Origin of the sequence: Stenotrophomonas sp. SAM-B, from assembly GCF_013387485.1 — a bacterium.
Lineage (GTDB): Bacteria > Pseudomonadota > Gammaproteobacteria > Xanthomonadales > Xanthomonadaceae > Stenotrophomonas > Stenotrophomonas maltophilia_AA.
This window is the reverse complement of record NZ_JABBXB010000001.1, coordinates 862,230-880,440: the sequence shown is the minus strand read 5'-3', so window position 1 is coordinate 880,440 and position 18,211 is coordinate 862,230. Positions and strand designations below refer to the sequence as shown.

16 protein-coding genes are annotated in these 18,211 nt (G+C 66.7%); 6 read left to right on the top strand and 10 right to left on the bottom strand.

The window, feature by feature from the left end; all coding sequences use genetic code 11:
* Positions 1–20 precede the first annotated feature (20 nt).
* From HH110_RS03805 to rluD, 3 genes are read right to left on the bottom strand one after another with little or no spacing between them, the layout of a single operon-like run.
* Positions 21–449: a thiol-disulfide oxidoreductase DCC family protein gene (locus tag HH110_RS03805; RefSeq protein WP_176988497.1), complete on the bottom strand. Its 429-nt coding sequence runs from the start codon at positions 447–449 to the stop codon at positions 21–23.
* Positions 446–1,225 carry a peptidoglycan editing factor PgeF gene (pgeF, locus tag HH110_RS03800; RefSeq protein ID WP_176988388.1) on the bottom strand — a complete coding sequence of 260 codons (780 nt, stop codon included), beginning with the start codon at positions 1,223–1,225 and terminating at the stop codon, positions 446–448. The genes HH110_RS03805 and pgeF overlap by 4 nt, the downstream gene beginning before the upstream one ends.
* The gene (gene rluD / locus HH110_RS03795; RefSeq protein ID WP_019183947.1) at positions 1,225–2,220 is read right to left on the bottom strand and encodes a 23S rRNA pseudouridine(1911/1915/1917) synthase RluD; all 996 of its coding nucleotides are present in this window, start codon (positions 2,218–2,220) and stop codon (positions 1,225–1,227) included. The genes pgeF and rluD overlap by 1 nt, the downstream gene beginning before the upstream one ends.
* Positions 2,221–2,336: 116 nt before the next feature.
* Between rluD and HH110_RS03790 the strand changes: the two genes are divergently transcribed.
* Positions 2,337–3,221, top strand: coding sequence for an outer membrane protein assembly factor BamD (locus HH110_RS03790; RefSeq protein ID WP_176988387.1), 885 nt, complete (start codon positions 2,337–2,339; stop codon positions 3,219–3,221).
* A gap of 115 nt (positions 3,222–3,336) precedes the next feature.
* On the opposite strand, the gene HH110_RS03785 is transcribed toward HH110_RS03790, so the two are convergent.
* The 3 genes from HH110_RS03785 to sucC all read right to left on the bottom strand — a co-directional run bounded on the left by HH110_RS03785 (position 3,337) and on the right by sucC (position 7,286).
* Positions 3,337–4,971, bottom strand: coding sequence for an NAD+ synthase (locus HH110_RS03785; RefSeq protein ID WP_176988386.1), 1,635 nt, complete (start codon positions 4,969–4,971; stop codon positions 3,337–3,339).
* 248 nt (positions 4,972–5,219) lie between these two features.
* Positions 5,220–6,095: a succinate--CoA ligase subunit alpha gene (sucD, locus tag HH110_RS03780; RefSeq protein ID WP_176988385.1), complete on the bottom strand. Its 876-nt coding sequence runs from the start codon at positions 6,093–6,095 to the stop codon at positions 5,220–5,222.
* Positions 6,096–6,116: 21 nt separating this feature from the next.
* The gene (sucC, locus tag HH110_RS03775) at positions 6,117–7,286 is read right to left on the bottom strand and encodes an ADP-forming succinate--CoA ligase subunit beta (RefSeq protein WP_176988384.1); all 1,170 of its coding nucleotides are present in this window, start codon (positions 7,284–7,286) and stop codon (positions 6,117–6,119) included.
* A 333-nt stretch (positions 7,287–7,619) separates the two neighbouring features.
* On the opposite strand from sucC, the gene HH110_RS03770 reads away from it, so the two are divergent.
* Positions 7,620–9,233 carry an ATP-binding protein gene (locus tag HH110_RS03770; protein ID WP_176988383.1) on the top strand — a complete coding sequence of 538 codons (1,614 nt, stop codon included), beginning with the start codon at positions 7,620–7,622 and terminating at the stop codon, positions 9,231–9,233.
* Positions 9,234–9,303: 70 nt separating this feature from the next.
* On the top strand, positions 9,304–10,689 hold the full coding sequence (locus tag HH110_RS03765; RefSeq protein WP_176988382.1) for a sigma-54 dependent transcriptional regulator: 1,386 nt from the start codon (positions 9,304–9,306) through the stop codon (positions 10,687–10,689).
* Between the two features lie 92 nt (positions 10,690–10,781).
* On the opposite strand, the gene pilB is transcribed toward HH110_RS03765, so the two are convergent.
* Positions 10,782–12,512: a type IV-A pilus assembly ATPase PilB gene (gene pilB / locus HH110_RS03760; RefSeq protein ID WP_176988381.1), complete on the bottom strand. Its 1,731-nt coding sequence runs from the start codon at positions 12,510–12,512 to the stop codon at positions 10,782–10,784.
* Positions 12,513–12,649: 137 nt separating this feature from the next.
* Complete coding sequence (locus HH110_RS19485) at positions 12,650–13,051, bottom strand: prepilin-type N-terminal cleavage/methylation domain-containing protein (RefSeq protein WP_176988380.1); 402 nt, start codon at positions 13,049–13,051, stop codon at positions 12,650–12,652.
* 360 nt (positions 13,052–13,411) lie between these two features.
* On the opposite strand from HH110_RS19485, the gene HH110_RS03750 reads away from it, so the two are divergent.
* Genes HH110_RS03750 through coaE form a run of 3 tightly spaced genes read left to right on the top strand, consistent with a single transcriptional unit; the run spans position 13,412 to position 16,164 of the window.
* The gene (locus HH110_RS03750; protein WP_176988379.1) at positions 13,412–14,671 is read left to right on the top strand and encodes a type II secretion system F family protein; all 1,260 of its coding nucleotides are present in this window, start codon (positions 13,412–13,414) and stop codon (positions 14,669–14,671) included.
* Positions 14,672–14,678: 7 nt separating this feature from the next.
* Positions 14,679–15,542, top strand: a complete 864-nt coding sequence (locus HH110_RS03745) for an A24 family peptidase (protein WP_176988378.1) — start codon at positions 14,679–14,681, stop codon at positions 15,540–15,542.
* Between the two features lie 10 nt (positions 15,543–15,552).
* On the top strand, positions 15,553–16,164 hold the full coding sequence (coaE, locus tag HH110_RS03740) for a dephospho-CoA kinase (protein WP_176988377.1): 612 nt from the start codon (positions 15,553–15,555) through the stop codon (positions 16,162–16,164).
* 36 nt (positions 16,165–16,200) lie between these two features.
* Here the strand turns inward: coaE and HH110_RS03735 are convergent, their stop codons facing one another.
* Both HH110_RS03735 and HH110_RS03730 read right to left on the bottom strand, forming a co-directional pair.
* Positions 16,201–17,565 (bottom strand): HAMP domain-containing sensor histidine kinase, encoded by a 1,365-nt coding sequence (locus HH110_RS03735; RefSeq protein WP_176988376.1) that lies wholly within the window; start codon positions 17,563–17,565, stop codon positions 16,201–16,203.
* On the bottom strand, positions 17,528–18,205 hold the full coding sequence (locus tag HH110_RS03730) for a response regulator transcription factor (protein WP_019183933.1): 678 nt from the start codon (positions 18,203–18,205) through the stop codon (positions 17,528–17,530). The genes HH110_RS03735 and HH110_RS03730 overlap by 38 nt, the downstream gene beginning before the upstream one ends.
* Positions 18,206–18,211 lie beyond the last annotated feature (6 nt).

Sequence of the window (18,211 nt, the reverse complement as noted above, 5' to 3'; positions counted from 1 at the left end):
GCCGGCAGCGCGTCCACCCGTCAGTCCAGGAACCGCACCGCCTGCTCTGGTGTCGGCAGGAAGCACGTGTCATGCCGGCCGAACCACCGATACCGGTTGCGCGCCAGCGCCCGATACCCGTGGTCTCGCAGCCTGCGTGGCACCCAGCGCAGCACGCCCAGCAGTCGCCATGCGCCACCCAGCCCCGTCAGCACGCGGATGATCGCATCGGTGTCCGTCCACGCACGGCCTGCGTCGAGCAGCAGGAACGACGTCGGGTCCTCCGGATCCAGCCCGTGTGCCTGCAGCAGAGCCCGTCCCTGCGCGCCCTGCATCGCTGCGAAGCGATAGCGGCCCCGCGTGTCGAAGCGCAGCAGGAACCGCACCCAGCGGCTGCACAGGGCGCACACGCCGTCGAAGACGATGACCGCTTCAGCTGCCGATCCACCCACCGTCTGTCCCGCAGTCAGGGCGCGATCCACGCCAGGGTCGCCATGCGCCCGGTGCGGCGGTCGCGCCGATGCGAATAGAACCGCTGCGGATCGGCCAGGGTGCAGTACTGACCGCCGCTGATGCAGGCCGGGTCCAGCCCGGCCGACTGCAGCCGCCGGCGGGCCAACGCATACAGATCGACCTTCCAGTGCCCCGGCCGGGTCGCCACGAAGGCCGTCGCAGCCCCCTCGTCGCGCTCGACGAAGGCCTCGAACACGTCCTCGCCGATCTCATACAGGGCCGGACCGGCCGCAGGGCCCAGCCAGGCCTGCAGCTGCGCAGCCGGGGTCTGCATGGCGGCCACGGTGGCCTCCAGCATGCCGTCGGCCAGCCCACGCCACCCGGCATGGGCGGCGCCGATCTCACCGCCATCGCGCGCGGCGAAGACCACCGGCAGGCAGTCGGCGGTGAGGATTGCCAGCACCACGCCCGGGACCGAGGTCACGGCGGCATCGGCGGTGGGTTCCGCCTCCACGCCGACGGCCGTCGGCGGGGCGGTGAAGCGACGCACACCGGTGCCGTGCACCTGGCGCAGCCAGTGCGGCGCCGAGGGCAGGCCCAGCCCGGGCACGAGCAGGTCGCGGTTGCGCTGCACCTGTGCCGGGTCGTCGCCGTCGGCGGCGTACCGGTTGCCCATGTTGAACTGGTCGAACGGCGCCACCGAACCGCCTGCGCCGAAGCGCAGGGTGGTCAGCGCATGGACCCCGATCGGGGCCTGCCAGTCGGCTGGCAACACGGGCACGGGGGCGTCCATCAGCGGCGGTTGCGTTCCTGCTCGGCGAAGCGCTTGCTGTCTTCGCGCAGGGCGTGCAGCAGGGCCTGCATGTCGGCCGGCGGCGGCGCGCTGTTGGTGATCTTTTCCCCGGTGATCGGGTGCACGAACTCCAGCGTTTCAGCGTGCAGCGCCTGGCGCTTGAAGCCGCGCAGTTCGGCCACCAGCTCGTCGCTGGCACCCTTCGGCAGCTTCAGCGCGCCGCCATACAGTTGATCGCCGATGATCGGGTGGCGCAGGTGCGCCATGTGCACGCGGATCTGATGGGTACGGCCGGTTTCCAGGCGGCACTCCAGCGCCGTGTGCGCACGGAAGCGTTCGCGCAGGCGGTAATGGGTGATCGCTTCCTTGCCGTCTTCGCGCACGGCCATGCGGATGCGGTCGCGCGGGTGACGATCGATGCCGGCGGTGGCGGTGCCGCCGGAGACCAGCGCGCCGACCACCACGGCCAGGTACTGGCGGTGCACTTCACGCGCGGACAGCTGCTCGACCAGCGCGGTCTGCGCCTGGATGGTGCGGGCGATGACCATCACGCCGCTGGTGTCCTTGTCCAGGCGGTGCACGATGCCTGCGCGCGGCAGCACCGACAGCGAAGGGTCGCGGAACAGCAGCGCATTGACCAGCGTGCCGGTCGGGTTGCCCGCGCCGGGGTGGACCACCAGGCCGACCGGCTTGTTGATCACGAACACGTGCTCGTCCTCGTACAGGACCTCCAGCGGGATGTCCTCCGGCTCGGCATGGGTCTGGGTGTCGAGCACGACATGCAGGCTGGCCACCTCGCCGCCGCGCACCGGGTCGCGGCCGCGCACGGTGTCGCCGTCCAGGAGGACATCCCCGGACTTGATCCACTCGGTCAGCTTGGACCGGGAAAACTCGGGGAACAGCTCGGCCAGGACGGCGTCGAAACGCCGGCCTGCGGCGGTATCGGGCACGATGGCCTGGCGGGGGGAATCGGAATCAGCAGGGGTATCGGACATGGGGGCACACCGCAATAGGGACAATTTTGGGGTCCGGGCGACCAGTTTCAGTCGCGGGACAGGCCACTAGGCTATCATCGACCCTTCGTATTCCAGCCGCGTCCCGCCCTGACCCCATGATCCGACGCTCCGTTATGCTGTCCGCGCCCGTCCGCCTCGCCGCCCTGATGCTGGTGCTGCTCTTCGTCGCCACCGGCTGCCACCGCGGTACCAAGGGCAAGAATCCGGATGAAGGCCTGCCGGTTGAGCAGCTCTATGAAAAGAGCCACAAGCTCATGGAAGGGGGGAACTGGAGCGGTGCCGAAGCCAGCTTCCGCCGCCTGGTAGCCCAATATCCGTATGGCCCGTATACCGAACAGGCCATGATCGAAAGCGCCTACGCGCAGTACAAGGCCGGCAAGCACGATGACGCGGTGTCCAGCGTGGACCGCTTCATCCGTACCTACCCGACCCACCGCAACATCGCCTACATGTACTACCTGCGTGGCCTGGCCAATGGCAACCGCGACACGGTCTTCCTGCGCCGCGTCTGGTCGCTGGACCCGAGCCGCCGCGACCTGTCCAGCCCGCGCCAGGCCTATGCCGATTTCACCATCGTCACCGAGCGCTACCCGAACAGCCGCTACGCCGCCGACGCGCGCCAGCGGATGATCGCCCTGCGCGACGTGTTCGCCCAGTACGAGCTGGACAACGCCCTGTACTACCTGCGCCGCGAGGCCTACGTCTCGGCCGCCGGCCGCGCCAACTTCCTGCTGGAGAACTACCCGCAGAGCGCGTTCCAGTACGACGCCGTGGCCGCCCTGGGCGAGGCCTACACCCACCTGGGCAACAAGACCCTGGCCGACGATGCCCGCCGCGTGCTCGAGCTGAACCAGCCCGACCACCCGTGGCTGCAGGGCAAGTGGCCGAAGTACCCGTGGATGGTCCGCAAGCTGAACCCGTTTGCCGGCGAGAAGTCCGCCAGTACCGGTGAACGCAACGCCACGATGAACCGCAAATAATAAAAAGGCCCCGAAAGGGGCCTTTTTTATTACGGTAGCGCCCGACCGTTGGTCGGGCGAATGTCCTGGCGGAGGCACCGCGCCGACCAACGGTCGGCGCCTACCGGGTGGCTTCTCAGCCCTCGTAACCATTGCTGATCGGGTACCGGCGCTCACGCCCGAACGCCCGGCGCGACACCTTCGGCCCCGGGGCGGCCTGGTGGCGCTTCCACTCGCTGGTGCGCACCAGGCGCAGCACACGGTCCACCACCTCGGCGGCATACCCGGCGGCCACGATCTCCTCGCGCGACTGCTCCTGGTCCACGTAGCGGTACAGGATGCCGTCCAGCACGTCGTAGGCCGGCAGCGAGTCCTGGTCGGTCTGGTTGGCGCGCAGCTCGGCCGAGGGCGGGCGGGAAATCACCGCCGGCGGGATCACCGGGGCGCCGCCGACCGTATTGCGCCACTTGGAGAGCCCGAACACCTCCGTCTTGTACAGGTCCTTGAGCGGGGCATAGCCGCCGCACATGTCGCCGTAGATGGTCGCGTAACCCACCGCGTACTCGCTTTTGTTGCCCGTGGTCAGCAGCAGCCCGCCGAACTTGTTGGACAGCGCCATCAGGATCACGCCGCGGCTGCGCGACTGCAGGTTCTCCTCGGTCACATCGGCTGCCTGCCCCTCGAACATGGGGCCGAGCGCGGCCATCAGGCCTTCGAACACCGGCTCGATCGAGACCGCTTCCAGTTTCACCCCCAGCGCGCGGCACTGCTCGGCGGCCAGGTCGTTGGACATGTCCGCCGTGTAGCGCGACGGCAGCCGCACCGCGGTGACGTTGGGCGCGCCCAGCGCATCCACCGCCATCGCCAGCACCAGCGCCGAATCGATGCCGCCGGACAGCCCCAGCCAGACCTTCTTGAAGCCGTTCTTGCGGCAATAGTCCTGGATCCCGCGGGTCACCGCCCGCCAGGCCAGCGCGTCCATGCTCTCGTCGCCGTCGTCCATCCACTCGCGCGGCAGGAAGCGGCGTGCATCGGCGTCGTAATCCACCACCAGCCACTGGTCGGTGAAGGCCGCGGCCGCCGGGTGCACCGTGCCATCGCCATCGGCGACGACCGAGGCCCCGTCAAACACCAGCGCGTCCTGGCCGCCCACCACGTTGAGGTAGGCAATCGCCGCCCCGCTCTCGCGGGTACGCTCGGCCAGCAGCGCATCGCGCTGGGCGTGCTTGCCACGCTCGTAGGGGGAGGCATTGGGCACCACCACCAGCTGCGCGCCGGCACGGACGGTATCGGCCAACGGTTCGGCGAACCAGAGGTCCTCGCAGACCAGCACGCCCACCGGCACGCCCTTCAGCTCGAACACGCAGCTGCCGCCGTCCGGATCGACATCGAAGTAACGGCGCTCATCGAACACCGCGTAATTGGGCAGTTCGCGCTTGCGGTAGGTGTGTTCGACCTTGCCATCGCGCAGCACGCTGGCCGCGTTGTAGACCACCGCACCGGCCGCCTGTGGCCAGCCGACCACGGCCGCGATGCCGGTGGTGGCCGCCGCGATGCGCTCCAGCGCCTGCTGGCAGTCGTACAGGAAGCCCGGGCGCAGCAGCAGATCCTCCGGCGGGTAGCCGCTGATCGCCAGCTCCGGGAAGACCACCAGCTCGGCACCGTACTCGTCGCGCGCCTCGGCGATCATCGCGATGATGGTGTCGGTGTTCTGCGCCACTGCGCCAACCGGAAAATCGAACTGCGCCAGGGCAATGCGGAGCGACGTCATGGGGGTCCAGCCTGTGGTTGCAATGCGCTCATTGTAGTGCCGACCGCTGGCCGGCAACCACGCATTCGGTGGCAGCACGATGAGGAGCCGGCCAGCGGCCGGCACTACGCGGCGCGTACCGACCAACGGTCGGTACCTACCGGCCCGGGTAGTGCCTGAAACGCAGAAAGGCCGCCCGGAGGCGGCCTTTCCAAGCCGACCAACGGTCGGCTTCTACAGACACGTCAGCCGCTGCGCGGCTGGCGGTCTTATTTCACCAGCTTGGCGATGGCAGCGCCCAGGTCGCCCGGCGAGCGGACGGTGACAACACCGGCAGCTTCCATGGCGGCGAACTTGCCTTCCGCGGTGCCCTTGCCGCCCGATGCGATCGCACCGGCGTGGCCCATGCGCTTGCCGGCCGGAGCCGAGGCGCCCGCGATGAAACCGACGACCGGCTTCTTCACGTGGTTCTTGATGTACTCGGCACCGGCTTCTTCAGCGTCGCCACCGATTTCGCCGACCATGATGATGCCTTCGGTCTGCGGATCTTCGTTGAACAGCTTCAGGCAGTCGACGAAGTTCAGGCCGTTGATCGGGTCACCACCGATGCCGATGCAGGTGGACTGGCCCAGGCCGACTTCCGTGGTCTGCTTGACCGCTTCATAGGTCAGGGTGCCCGAACGCGACACGATGCCGATCTTGCCCGGCTTGTGGATGTGGCCCGGCATGATGCCGATCTTGCACTCACCCGGGGTGATGACGCCCGGGCAGTTCGGCCCGATCAGCACGGTGTCCGGATGCGAGCGGGTCAGCACATTCTTGACGCGCAGCATGTCCAGCACCGGGATGCCTTCGGTGATGCACACGATGACCTGGATGCCGGCAGCGGCCGCCTCCAGGATCGCGTCAGCCGCGTACGGCGGCGGCACGTAGATGACCGAGGCGTTGGCGCCGGTGCTCTGCACGGCGTCGGCAACGGTGTTGAAGACCGGCAGGTCGATGTGGGTGGTGCCGCCCTTGCCGGGGGTCACGCCGCCAACAACCTGGGTGCCGTACTCGATCATCTGAGTGGCGTGGAAGGTGCCCTGCTGGCCGGTGAAGCCCTGCACGATCACCTTGGTGTTCTTGTTAATCAAAACAGACATTGGATTTCCTTCGGTGTCGGATCAGGCAGCGTTCTTGACAGCTTCGACGACCTTCTTGGCACCGTCGTTGATGTTGTCGGCCGGGATGATGGCCATACCGCTGTCACGCAGCAGCTGCTTGCCTTCTTCCACGTTGGTGCCTTCCAGGCGCACCACGACCGGAACCTTGACGCCCACTTCCTTGACCGCGGCGATGATGCCTTCGGCAATCATGTCGCAGCGGACGATGCCGCCGAAGATGTTGACGAAGATGCCTTCGACCTTGTCCGAGGACAGGATCAGCTTGAACGCTTCGATGACGCGCTGCTTGTTCGCACCGCCGCCCACGTCCAGGAAGTTCGCCGGCTCGCCGCCGTTGAGCTTGATGACGTCCATGGTGGCCATGGCCAGGCCGGCGCCGTTGACCATGCAGCCGATGTTGCCGTCCATGGTGACGTAGTTGATGTCCAGCTCCGAAGCGGTCACTTCGGTTTCGTCTTCCTGGGTCTTGTCGCGCATGGCGACCAGAGCCTTCTGACGGAACGCGGCGTTGTCGTCGCTGTCGAACTTGCCGTCCAGCGCGTACAGGTTGCCGTCGTCCAGGATGGCCAGCGGGTTGATTTCAACCAGGGCCAGGTCCTTTTCGTTGAACAGGCGGTACAGGTTCACCATGATGTTGGCGAACTGGCCGGCCTGCTTGGCGGTCAGGCCCAGCTTGAAGCCGAAATCACGGCCGTGGTAACCCTGCACGCCTTCAACGAAATCGACGTTGAGCGAGTGGATCAGTTCGGGGGTTTCCGCGGCGACCTGCTCGATCTCCACGCCGCCTTCCGAAGAGGCGATGTAGGTGATGGTCTTGGTGCCACGGTCGACCAGCACCGACAGGTACAGTTCCTTGACGATCTCGCCGGCGGTGGTCACCAGCACCAGGTTGACCGGGAGTTCGACGCCGGCGGTCTGGTAGGTGGCCATCTTGGTGCCGAGCATCTTGGCCGCAGCGGCCTTCACGTCGTCGGTGGTCTTGCAGAACTTGACGCCGCCAGCCTTGCCGCGGCCGCCAGCGTGGATCTGCGCCTTGACCATCCAGGGGCCCTGGCCCAGGGCGTTGGCAGCTTCAACCGCTTCGTCCGGGGTAGCCGCGACCTTGCCGGCCGGAACGGGAATGCCGTACTCGGCAAGCAGCTGTTTTGACTGGTATTCGTGGAAATTCATGCGTCACCGTGGGAATAGGAACGACCGCACGCATCTCCAAGGCTCCCTCACGGGGGCGCCGGTAAGGACCGCGGCGGGCCCACTATTGTGGACGACCCGGCGCGCGTGCGCAAAGAAGTCCGTCCGGAGACAGCCACGCTAGGGGGTTTCCGGCGCAATTTCAGACAGTTGCGGCAGGGGCCGGAAACCGCCTTGCGGGCGCGTCGTCGCACGGCCGCGCAGCCGGCCGGCGCCCGCCCGCCGTCCCGCCTTCACACGCCCGGCCCCGGACGCCCGCCCCCAAACCCGGCCGGACCCCCTACACTGCCCCCGTGCCAGAAGGGGAGTTCCGGCGTGTCACCCAGTGCTTCATTGATCGACCGCATCGAATCGATACCGCGGCGCGAGCTGTATTTCTTCGCGTTGTACCGCCTGCTGATGGCCACCGTCATCGGCGCGCTGCTGTTCAGCCCGTTGACCAGCCTGGTCGGGGCCGCCGACCACCCGAAGCTGGCGACGATCGTGGCCAGCGGCTACCTGCTGGTGGCCGTGCTGGTGCTGCTGTTCGGCCGCAACGAGCGCTGGCTGCGCACCATCGTGGTGTGGAGCGTGGCCGCCGACATCATCGCCGCCACCCTGCTCGCCCATGCCCTGCCCGGGGCCAGCGCGGGCATTTCGATGTCGCTGCTGTTCAACATCGCCGCGGCCGCCACCCTGCTGCCCTTGAGCATGGGGCTGGGCCTGGCCGCTGCCGCCAGCGCCGCCACCGCCGGCGAATACCTCTGGAAACAACTCGAAGGCGGCGACCCGACCCGCACCCTGGCCGAGCTGGCGATGTTCGTCACCAGCTACCTGGCCATCGCCTTCATCAGTTACCAGGTCGGCAACCGCGCCCGCATGAACCAGCAGCTGGCCAACCAGCGCGGCGATGAAGTGGCCAACCTGTTCCAGATCAACGAGCTGATCATCCGCCGCATGCGCACCGGCGTGATCGTGGTCGATGGTGCCAACCGCATCACCCTGGCCAACGAGGCCGCCTCCACCCTGCTCGGCGATGCCGACGGCAACAGTGGCAGCGGCCGGCTGGAACTGGGCAGCGCCGCGCCCGAGTTGAGCCGCCGGCTGCTGCGCTGGCGCAACGGCTGGACCAACGAGGAAATGCCGCTGCAGCTCTCGCCGGACCAGCCCGAAGTGCAGCCGCGTTTTGCCCGCCTGCTCGCCGGCAGCGACCTCACCCTGGTGTTCCTGGACGACTCCACCGTGGTCTCGCGGCGTGCCGAGTCCTTGACGCTCTCGGCGATGGGCCGCTTCTCGGCCAGCCTCGCCCATGAGATCCGCAACCCGCTGGCAGCGATCAACTACGCCGCCCAGCTGCTGGAAGAATCCGCCGACATCCGCGACACCGACCGCCGCCTGCTGCAGATCATCAACCAGCAATGCCAGCGCACCAACGGCATCGTCGAGAGCGTGCTCGGGCTGGCCCGGCGCGAGCGCGCCAACCCGGAGAACGTGGACCTGGCCGCGTTCGTGCGCCGCTTCGTGCTCGAGTACAAACAGGGCCTCTCGCTGGAGACCGACAGCGTGGAGCCGATCATCAGCGAGACCTCGGTGCACGCCCTGGTGGACCCGCGCCACCTGCACCAGATCCTCACCGTGCTGGTCCACAACGCGCTCAAGTACGGCCGCGTGGCTGAAGAGCCTGCGCGCGTGCGGCTGCGCGTGTCGCGCCAGGACCGCACCGCCATCATCGATGTGATGGACCGCGGCCCCGGCATTCCCGAGACCGTCGCCAGCCAGCTGTTCCGGCCGTTCTTCACCACCTCCGAGCATGGCACCGGGCTGGGCCTGTATATCGCCCGCGAACTCTGCCGGGCCAACCAGGCACGGCTGGAGTACGTCTCGGTGCCCGCCGGCGGCGCCTGCTTCCGGCTGGTGCTGGCCGGCCCGCACACGATGATGGCCGGATGAGCCGCGCACACCTGCACACCACCGTCAAACATTTGTCGCCAACGACCGCCCTCGGCTATCTTCCTTCCTTATGAATGACACCCGCAGCGCCCTCGTCGTCGACGACGAGCGTGACATCCGCGAACTCCTCGTACTGACCCTGGGCCGCATGGGCCTGCGCATCAGCACCGCGGCCAACCTCGCCGAAGCCCGCGAGCTGCTGGCCAGCAACCCGTACGACCTGTGCATCACCGACATGCGGCTGCCCGATGGCAACGGCATCGAGCTGGTCACCGAAATCGCGCAGCACTACCCGCGCACGCCGGTGGCGATGATCACCGCGTTCGGCAGCATGGACCTGGCGGTGGAAGCACTGAAGGCCGGCGCGTTCGATTTCGTCAGCAAGCCGGTGGATATTTCGGTGCTGCGCGGCCTGGTCAAGCACGCACTGGAACTCAACAACACCGAGCGTGCCGCGCCCGCACCGCTGGCTCCGGAACAGGCCGCGCGCCTGCTCGGCGATTCGCCGTCGATGGATCTGCTGCGCGCCACCATCGCCAAGGTCGCGCGCAGCCAGGCGCCGGTCTACATCCTCGGCGAGTCCGGCGTCGGCAAAGAGCTGGTCGCCCGCACCATCCACGCGCAGAGCGCGCGTGCGCCGGGCGCCTTCGTACCGGTCAACTGCGGCGCGATTCCCTCGGAGTTGATGGAGAGCGAGTTCTTCGGCCACAAGAAGGGCAGCTTCAGCGGCGCGCATGCCGACAAACCCGGCCTGTTCCAGGCCGCGCACGGCGGCACCCTGTTCCTGGATGAAGTGGCCGAGCTGCCGCTGCAGATGCAGGTCAAGCTGCTGCGCGCGATCCAGGAGAAATCGATCCGCCCGGTCGGTGCCGCCACCGAGGTGCCGGTCGATGTGCGCATCCTCTCGGCCACGCACAAGGACCTGGGCGAGCTGGTCGAAGACGGCCGCTTCCGCCACGACCTGTATTACCGCATCAACGTGATCGAACTGCGCGTGCCGCCACTGCGCGAGCGCCGCAGCGACCTGCCCGCGCTGGCCGCCTCGATCCTGGCACGGCTGGCCCGCACCCACGGCCGCCCGACCCCGCTGCTGGCGCCCTCAGCGCTGGACGCCCTGGCCCAGTACCACTTCCCCGGCAACGTGCGCGAACTGGAGAACATCCTCGAGCGCGCCCTGGCCTTGGCCGAGGAAGACCGCATCGGCGCCAGCGACCTGCGCCTGCCGCAGCACGCGCCGCGTTTCGGCGCCGGCAATGCACCCGCCACCCAGGAAGAAGCGGTGGTCGATCTGCCGGCCGGCAATGGCGCCCTGCCCTCCTACATCGAGCAGATGGAGCGCACCGCGATCCAGAAGGCGCTGGAGGAGAACCGCTGGAACAAAACGCGCACGGCTGCGCAGCTGGGCATTACCTTCCGCGCGTTGCGGTACAAGCTGAAGAAGCTCGGCATGGAGTAGAGCCACCCCATGGTTGGCTGCCCAGCATCCACCAGCCCAGAAACAAAAAGGCCCGCTTGCGCGGGCCTTTCCGTGTCAACCAACCGCGCTGATCAGTCCTTGGTCACCCGGTTGATCTCCGCCAGACCGGTCACACCGGCCGCGGCCTTGATCAACGCCGACTGGCGCAGATCGTTGACCCCGGCCAGCTGCGCCGCTTCGGCAATCTGCAGCGCATTGCCACCGGCCAGCACGATCGTGGAGATCTCATCGGTCATCGGCATGACCTGGTACAAACCGGTACGGCCCTTGTAGCCCTCGGTGCACTCATCGCAGCCGACCGGCTCGAACAGCTTGATGCCCGCGTCCAGCTGGGCCTGGGTGAAGCCTTCCGCCAGCAGCGCGTTGGCCGGCAGCTCCACCGGGCGCTTGCAGTTGTTGCACAGCCGGCGGGCCAGGCGCTGGGCGATCACCAAGGTCACCGAGCTGGTGATGTTGTACGGGGCGATGCCCATGTTCATCAGGCGCGCGATGGTCTGCGGGGCATCGTTGGTATGCAGCGTGGAGAGCACCATGTGGCCCGTCTGCGCAGCCTTGATCGCGATCTCGGCCGTTTCCAGGTCGCGGATTTCGCCGACCATGATGATGTCCGGATCCTGGCGCAGGAACGAGCGCAGCGCCGCGGCGAAGGTCATGCCGCGCTTGACGTTCTGCTGCACCTGGTTGACGCCGGGCAGGCGGATTTCCACCGGGTCTTCCGCGGTGGAGATGTTGCGCGTTTCATCGTTGAGGATGCCCAGCGCGGTGTACAGCGACACCGTCTTGCCCGAGCCGGTCGGGCCAGTGACGAGCACCATGCCATACGGCTTGTGGATCGCATCCAGGAACAGTTTCTGCTGGGCCGGCTCATAGCCGAGCTTGTCGATGCCCAGCTTGGCCGCGCTGCCATCGAGGATACGCAGCACCACCTTCTCGCCGAACAGGGTCGGCAGCGTGCTGACGCGGAAGTCGATCTGGCGGGTCTTGGACAGGTTGAGCTTGATGCGCCCATCCTGCGGCACGCGCTTCTCGGCGATATCCAGCTGCGCCATCACCTTCAGGCGCGCGGCGATGCGCTGGTTGAGCTTGACCGGGGCCTTGGCCACGTTCTTGAGCAGACCATCGATGCGCAGGCGCACCCGATAGTCGTCTTCGTAGGGTTCGAAATGGATGTCCGAGGCGCCCTTGCGGATGGCATCGACGAGGACTTTGTTGATGAATTTGACTACCGGGGTGTCGTCACCCTTGGCGTCGATGCCGGAATCGGTGGCCCCGCCCTCCTCATCGCCGGTCGAGACATCCAGGTCGCCCATGTCGTCATCGCCGCCGCCCAGCGCGGAGCCCAGGCTGTCCTGCGTGGACTGCCACTGCTCCAGCGTACGGCGGATCTGCTCCTCGTCGACCAGGATCGGCTCGACCACGAGGTTGGTGTGGAACTTGATCTCGTCCAGCGAATGGGTCGGGTTGCTGGTGCCGACGAACAGCTTGCCGCCACGTTTCAACAGCGGCAGCACGTGGTGCTTGCGCAGCAGCTCCTCACTGACCAGCTTCATGGCGTTGTGGCTGCTGTCGAACGCGGTCACGTCCAGCAGCGGCATGCCGAACTCAAGGGAGTTGGCGGCGGCCAGTTGCGCGGCAGTAACGAGCTTCTTGTCCGCGAACCACTGCGGCAGCGGCTGCCGGGCCGCGGTGGCGTCGGCCATGGCGGTGCGGGCTACGGCTTCCTCCAGCGCGCCGTCCTGGACCAGGCGGCGGGCGATGCCGGTGATGCCGACGAGGTTGGGGGTGGCCGCGACAGTGTTCATGGAATTGGCTCGATCAGGTCGTAGCTAGGGTAGCAACACATAGAGCGTGGCGGACATAAACAGAAATGCCCGCGATTGCTCGCGGGCATTTCCTAGAACGCTAAAAAGTCATTTCGCTTTTCGCGGCATGAGCCCGCTTACGGCGCAGCAGCGTTCAAATTGTCGCACGGCTTGTTCGCGTATGGACCACTGGACTTGGTGACCTTGCAGGTCCAAGTAATCGGCGCGGTATCATTGGCCGGAGCGACCGGCTGAATCTCTACGCCGGCAGTTTTATCGTTGGATTCACCAACAAGCTTCAGATCAGCCAAAGCAGCGCCGGCGGTGCAACCCGAGGCACCGGCACAGAGGCTGGACGCTTCCGAAGCATAATTTTCAGCAACCTTAATCTTTTCGCCCGCCACCGCGCCGATAGCTTGAGTGATCTTAGCGCGAGCGGTGTAGTTCTTGTACTGCGGCAGCGCGATGGCGGCCAGGATCGCAATGATCGCAACGACGATCATCAGTTCGATCAGGGTAAAGCCCTTCTGGTTCTTCATGCGTACATCCCCTAGAGATAAAAGTAGGTAGGGCACTGGGCCGTCGCCGGACCGGCAAGCCGGTTGAGCGGGGCGGGCGCCCTGTGCGGGTGGATCGAAGCAGGTTGCATGCCAAGTGGGTCGGCAATGCTCCCCAGCATTCCCCGGCGCAATGATGGCAGCAATCGTCCCGATTGGAACCCCCCGCACAACAATTTGCGATGGACCCGGCAATGTGACCGGTTGCGTCACCTTTTGACACGCCCGGTCCGGCCAGCCCTCCGCTCCTGGGCACCTCCGAAGGACTGCCCAGCGTGCACGGAACCGGCTACCATGCCGCGAGATAGCCCGCCTGGGGATGGTGTGGCTGGGGAGCCTGAAATGTCTGTCAGCCGTAGTGCGATCAAGAAAGAGCCCGTGGCCCGCAACACCATGGAGCTGCAACCGTTTGTCTGGGTGGGGACCGACAAGCGCGGCGTCAAGATGAAGGGCGAAACGCCCGCCAAGAATGCCAACCTGCTGCGCGCCGAGCTGCGCCGCCAGGGCATCACGCCCACGGTGGTCAAGCCCAAGCCCAAGCCCTTGTTCGGTGCCGCCGGTAGCGCCATCAGCACCAAGGACATCGCGTTCTTCAGCCGCCAGATGGCGACGATGATGAAATCAGGCGTGCCGATCGTCAGCTCGCTGGAGATCATCGGCAGCGGGCACAAGAACCCGCGCATGCGCAAAATGGTGGAGAGCATCCGCACCGACATCGAGGGCGGCTCGTCGCTGCACGAGGCGATCAGCAAGCACCCGGTGCAGTTCGACGAGCTCTACCGCAACCTTGTCCGGGCCGGTGAAGGGGCCGGCGTGCTGGAAACCGTGCTCGACACGGTGGCCAACTATAAAGAGAACATCGAGGCCCTGAAGGGCAAGATCAAGAAGGCCCTGTTCTATCCGGCCATGGTCGTCGCGGTCGCGATGATCGTCAGTGCGATCCTGCTGATCTTCGTGGTGCCGCAGTTCGAAGATGTGTTCAAGAGCTTCGGCGCCGACCTGCCGGCCTTCACCCAGCTGATCGTGGCCGCGTCCCGGTTCATGGTGGCGTGGTGGTGGCTGATCCTGTTCGTCGTGATCGGCGCGATCGTGGGGTTCATCTTCGCCTACCGGCGCTCCCCCTCGATGCAGCACGGCATGGACCGCTTCATCCTGAAGGTGCCGGTGATCGGCCAGATCATGCACAACAGCTCGATCGCCCGTTTCGCACGGACCACGGCTGTGACCTTCAAGGCCGGCGTGCCGCTGGTGGAGGCACTCGGCATCGTGGCCGGTGCCACCGGCAACAAGGTCTACGAGGAAGCCGTGCTGCGCATGCGCGACGACGTCTCGGTCGGCTACCCGGTCAACATGGCCATGAAGCAGGTCAACATCTTCCCGCACATGGTGGTGCAGATGACCGCCATCGGCGAAGAGGCCGGCGCGCTGGACACCATGCTGTTCAAGGTGGCCGAGTACTTCGAGCAGGAGGTCAACAATGCGGTCGACGCCTTGAGCAGCCTGCTCGAACCGATGATCATGGTCTTCATCGGTGTGGTCGTCGGCGGTATGGTGGTCGGCATGTACCTGCCCATCTTCAAACTCGCCTCCGTGGTTGGATAATCAATAAATGGCATTTCTCGACCAGCATCCCGGTCTCGGCTACCCCGCCGCGGTCGGACTGGGACTGCTGATCGGCAGTTTCCTCAACGTGGTGATCCTGCGCCTGCCCAAGCGGCTGGAGTGGGAGTGGAAGCGCGATGCGCGCGAGGTCCTGGAAGAACCGGACATCTACGAGCCGCCACCGCCCGGGATCGTGGTGGAGCCCTCGCACTGCCCGCACTGCAAGCACAAGCTGTCCTGGTACGAGAACATCCCGCTGTTCAGCTGGCTGGCCCTGCGCGGCAAGTGCCGCCATTGCCATGCGCCGATCTCGATCCAGTACCCGCTGGTGGAGCTGCTGACCGCCGTGCTGGTGGCTGCCAGCGTCTGGCAGTTCGGCTTCGGCTGGCAGGGCTTCGGTGCGATCGTGCTGAGCTGCTTCCTGGTGGCCTTGTCCGGGATCGATCTGCGTACCCAGCTGCTGCCCGACCAGTTGACCCTGCCCTTGATGTGGCTCGGCCTGATCGCGGCCAGCGACAATCTCTACATGCCGGCCAAACCGGCCCTGCTGGGCGCGCTGGCCGGCTATCTGTCGCTGTGGTCGGTGTGGTGGCTGTTCAAGCAGCTGACCGGCAAGGAAGGCATGGGCCACGGCGATTTCAAGCTGCTGGCGGCCCTGGGCGCCTGGTGCGGGCTCAAGGGCATCCTGCCGATCATCCTGCTGTCGTCGATCGTGGGCGCCATCATCGGCTCGATCTGGCTGTACTCGCGCGGCCGCGACCGGGCCACGCCGATCCCGTTCGGGCCGTACCTGGCCATCGCGGGCTGGATCGTGTTCATGTGGGGCGAGCCGTTGATCAACGGCTACCTGAGCTACGCCGGCCTGCGTTGAGGGCCGCCCGATGAGCCGCTTCGTGATCGGGCTGACCGGCGGCATTGCCGCCGGCAAGAGCGAGGTCAGCCGCCGCTTCGAGGCGCTGGGCATCACTGTGGCCGATGCCGACCTGGCCGCACGCGCGGTGGTGGCCCCCGGCAGCGAGGGGCTCGCCCGGATTGCCGCTTACTTCGGCACCGACATCCTGCTGGCCGATGGGCAGCTGGACCGCGCGGCCCTGCGCGCGCGCATCTTCGATTCGGCGCAGGACCGGCAGGCGCTGGAGGCGATCACCCATCCGGCGATCCGCCAGCAGCTGCGCCAGGCCTGCGAGCAGGCCGAGGGGCCGTATGCGATCGCAGCGATTCCCCTGCTCACCGAGGCGGGTGGCCGCCAGCAGTACCCCTGGCTGGACCGGATCCTGGTGGTGGACGTGCCGGTGGCCGTGCAGCACGCGCGGCTGATGCAGCGCGATGGCATCGACACCGCCCTGGCCGACCGCATGATCGCCGCGCAGGCCAGCCGCGAGGCGCGCCTGGCCCTGGCCGACGACGTGGTGGTCAATGACGGTCACCCGGACCACCTGCAGGCGCATGTGGAGCGGCTGGATCGGGCCTATCGGGAGTTGGCGGCGCGGTAGATCTGGAGGAGCCGACCAACGGTCGGCTCTACCGCGTCAGGCGGGGGAGAAGGTCAGCGTGGCGATCACGCCGCGCCCGGCACCCGGACGGACGTTGACCTGCCAGCCGTAGAGATCGCACAGGCGGCTGACGATCGACAGGCCGATACCACCGCCCTGCGAATGCCCCGCGTGCGTGCCGCGGTAGCCACGCTGGAACAGCTTGGCCGCATCTTCCTCGCTCAGGCCCGGGCCGCTGTCAATCACCTCGACCGCGTTGGCACCGACGCGTACCCGCACCGCGCCTTCCTTGGAATACTTCACGGCATTGCCGATCAGGTTGCCGAGTGCGACCGACAGGGCCGATTCCGGCGCGTCGATCACCAGATCGTGGTTGCCTTCCAAGACCAGCTCCAGCGGCTTGCCACCCAGCTGGGCGCGATGCGAATCCAGCAGCTGCTCCGAGACCCGGGCGACATTGCTGCTGCCCTGTCCGCGCTCGTTGCGCGAGAGCAGCAGCAGCGCGCCGATGAGATCGGTGCATTGCTGTTCGGCGCGCTGGATGCGCTGCAGGCGCTGCAGCACCTTGGGATCGAGATCCGGGCGGGTCAGCAGCAGCTCGGTGGCGCCGCGGATCACGGCCAGCGGCGTGCGCAGTTCGTGGCTGACGTCCGCATTGAACTCACGGTCGCGCTGCACCACTTCGGTCAGCCGCGCGGAGTAGTCATCCAGCGCCTGGGCCAGCTGGCCCACTTCATCGTCCGGGAAACGCGGTGCCAGGGGTTCCGGCTCGCTGGTGCCACCGCGGTAAGCGCGCAGGCGGGCGGCCAGATCGGACACCGGCTTCATCACCTTGGAGGCGGACCACCAGCCCAGAACGAGGGACAGCACACTGAACACCAGGACCGAGAAGAACAGCGCGCGGTTGAGCTGACTCTCGCCGCGGATGCTCTCCGTCATGTCATAGGCGAGGAAGAACCACACCTCCGGCGTTTTGCGTACCGCCAGTTTGTAGGAAAACGGCTTGCCGCCGTCATCCACGCCGCTGACACCGTGGATGCCATCGTTGAACTCATACCAGTCCGGCTGTTCCAGGCGCAGCGCCTCGAACTTGTCCGGCCGGACCAGTCGGGCGTACATCTGCTGCACCGGAAGGTCGGGGCTGCGCGAGGGGTCTGCCGCGAAACGCTTGGCGTACTCGTTGATGTTGCGGTTCATGACATCTTCGACCAGCTGGTTCTCCACGCGGGCGCGGGTCCAGTTGGTGGCGAACGCAAACAGCGTGGTCAGGCAGAAGCCCAACAGCACGAACGAGACGATGATGCGGCTGCGCAGCCGGCGCCGATATGGCGCGCGGCGACGCCCCCCCCTGCCCGTCACCGGATCAGGCTTCCGGCGCGGCGATGCGGTATCCGATGCCATGACGGGTCTGGATCATCGGAACCTCGAAGGGCTTGTCGACCACGGCGCGCAGGCCGTGGATATGCACGCGCAGAGAATCCGAATCCGGCAGCTCTTCGCCCCACACGCGGGTTTCCAGCTCCTGTCGGGTGACGACGGCCGGGGAGGCCTCCATCAGCGCCTGCAGGATCTTCAGCGCGGTCGGGTTGAGCTGGAGCAGCTTGCCCTGGCGACGCACTTCCAGCGTATCCAGGTTGTACTCCAGGTCACCGGTTTCCAGCACGCGGGTCTGCACGCCCTTGCCGCGACGCGACAGGGCGTTCAGACGCACCTCGACTTCCTGCAGCGCGAACGGCTTGATCAGGTAGTCATCGGCACCGGAATCGAAGCCGGCCAGTTTGTTGTCCAGGGAATCGCGGGCAGTCAGCATCAGCACCGGGGTCTGCTTGCGCGCCTCGTTGCGGAGCTTGCGACAGACCTCGATCCCATCCATGCCGGGCAGGTTGAGGTCCAGCACGATGGCGTCGAACTCATGGACGACGGCCAGGTGCAGACCGGTGACGCCATCGGCAGCGAAGTCCACGGTGTGGCCGCGGTCTTCGAGGTAATCGCCCAGGTTGGCGGCAATGTCGCTGTTGTCTTCGATTACAAGGATTCGCACTGTGAC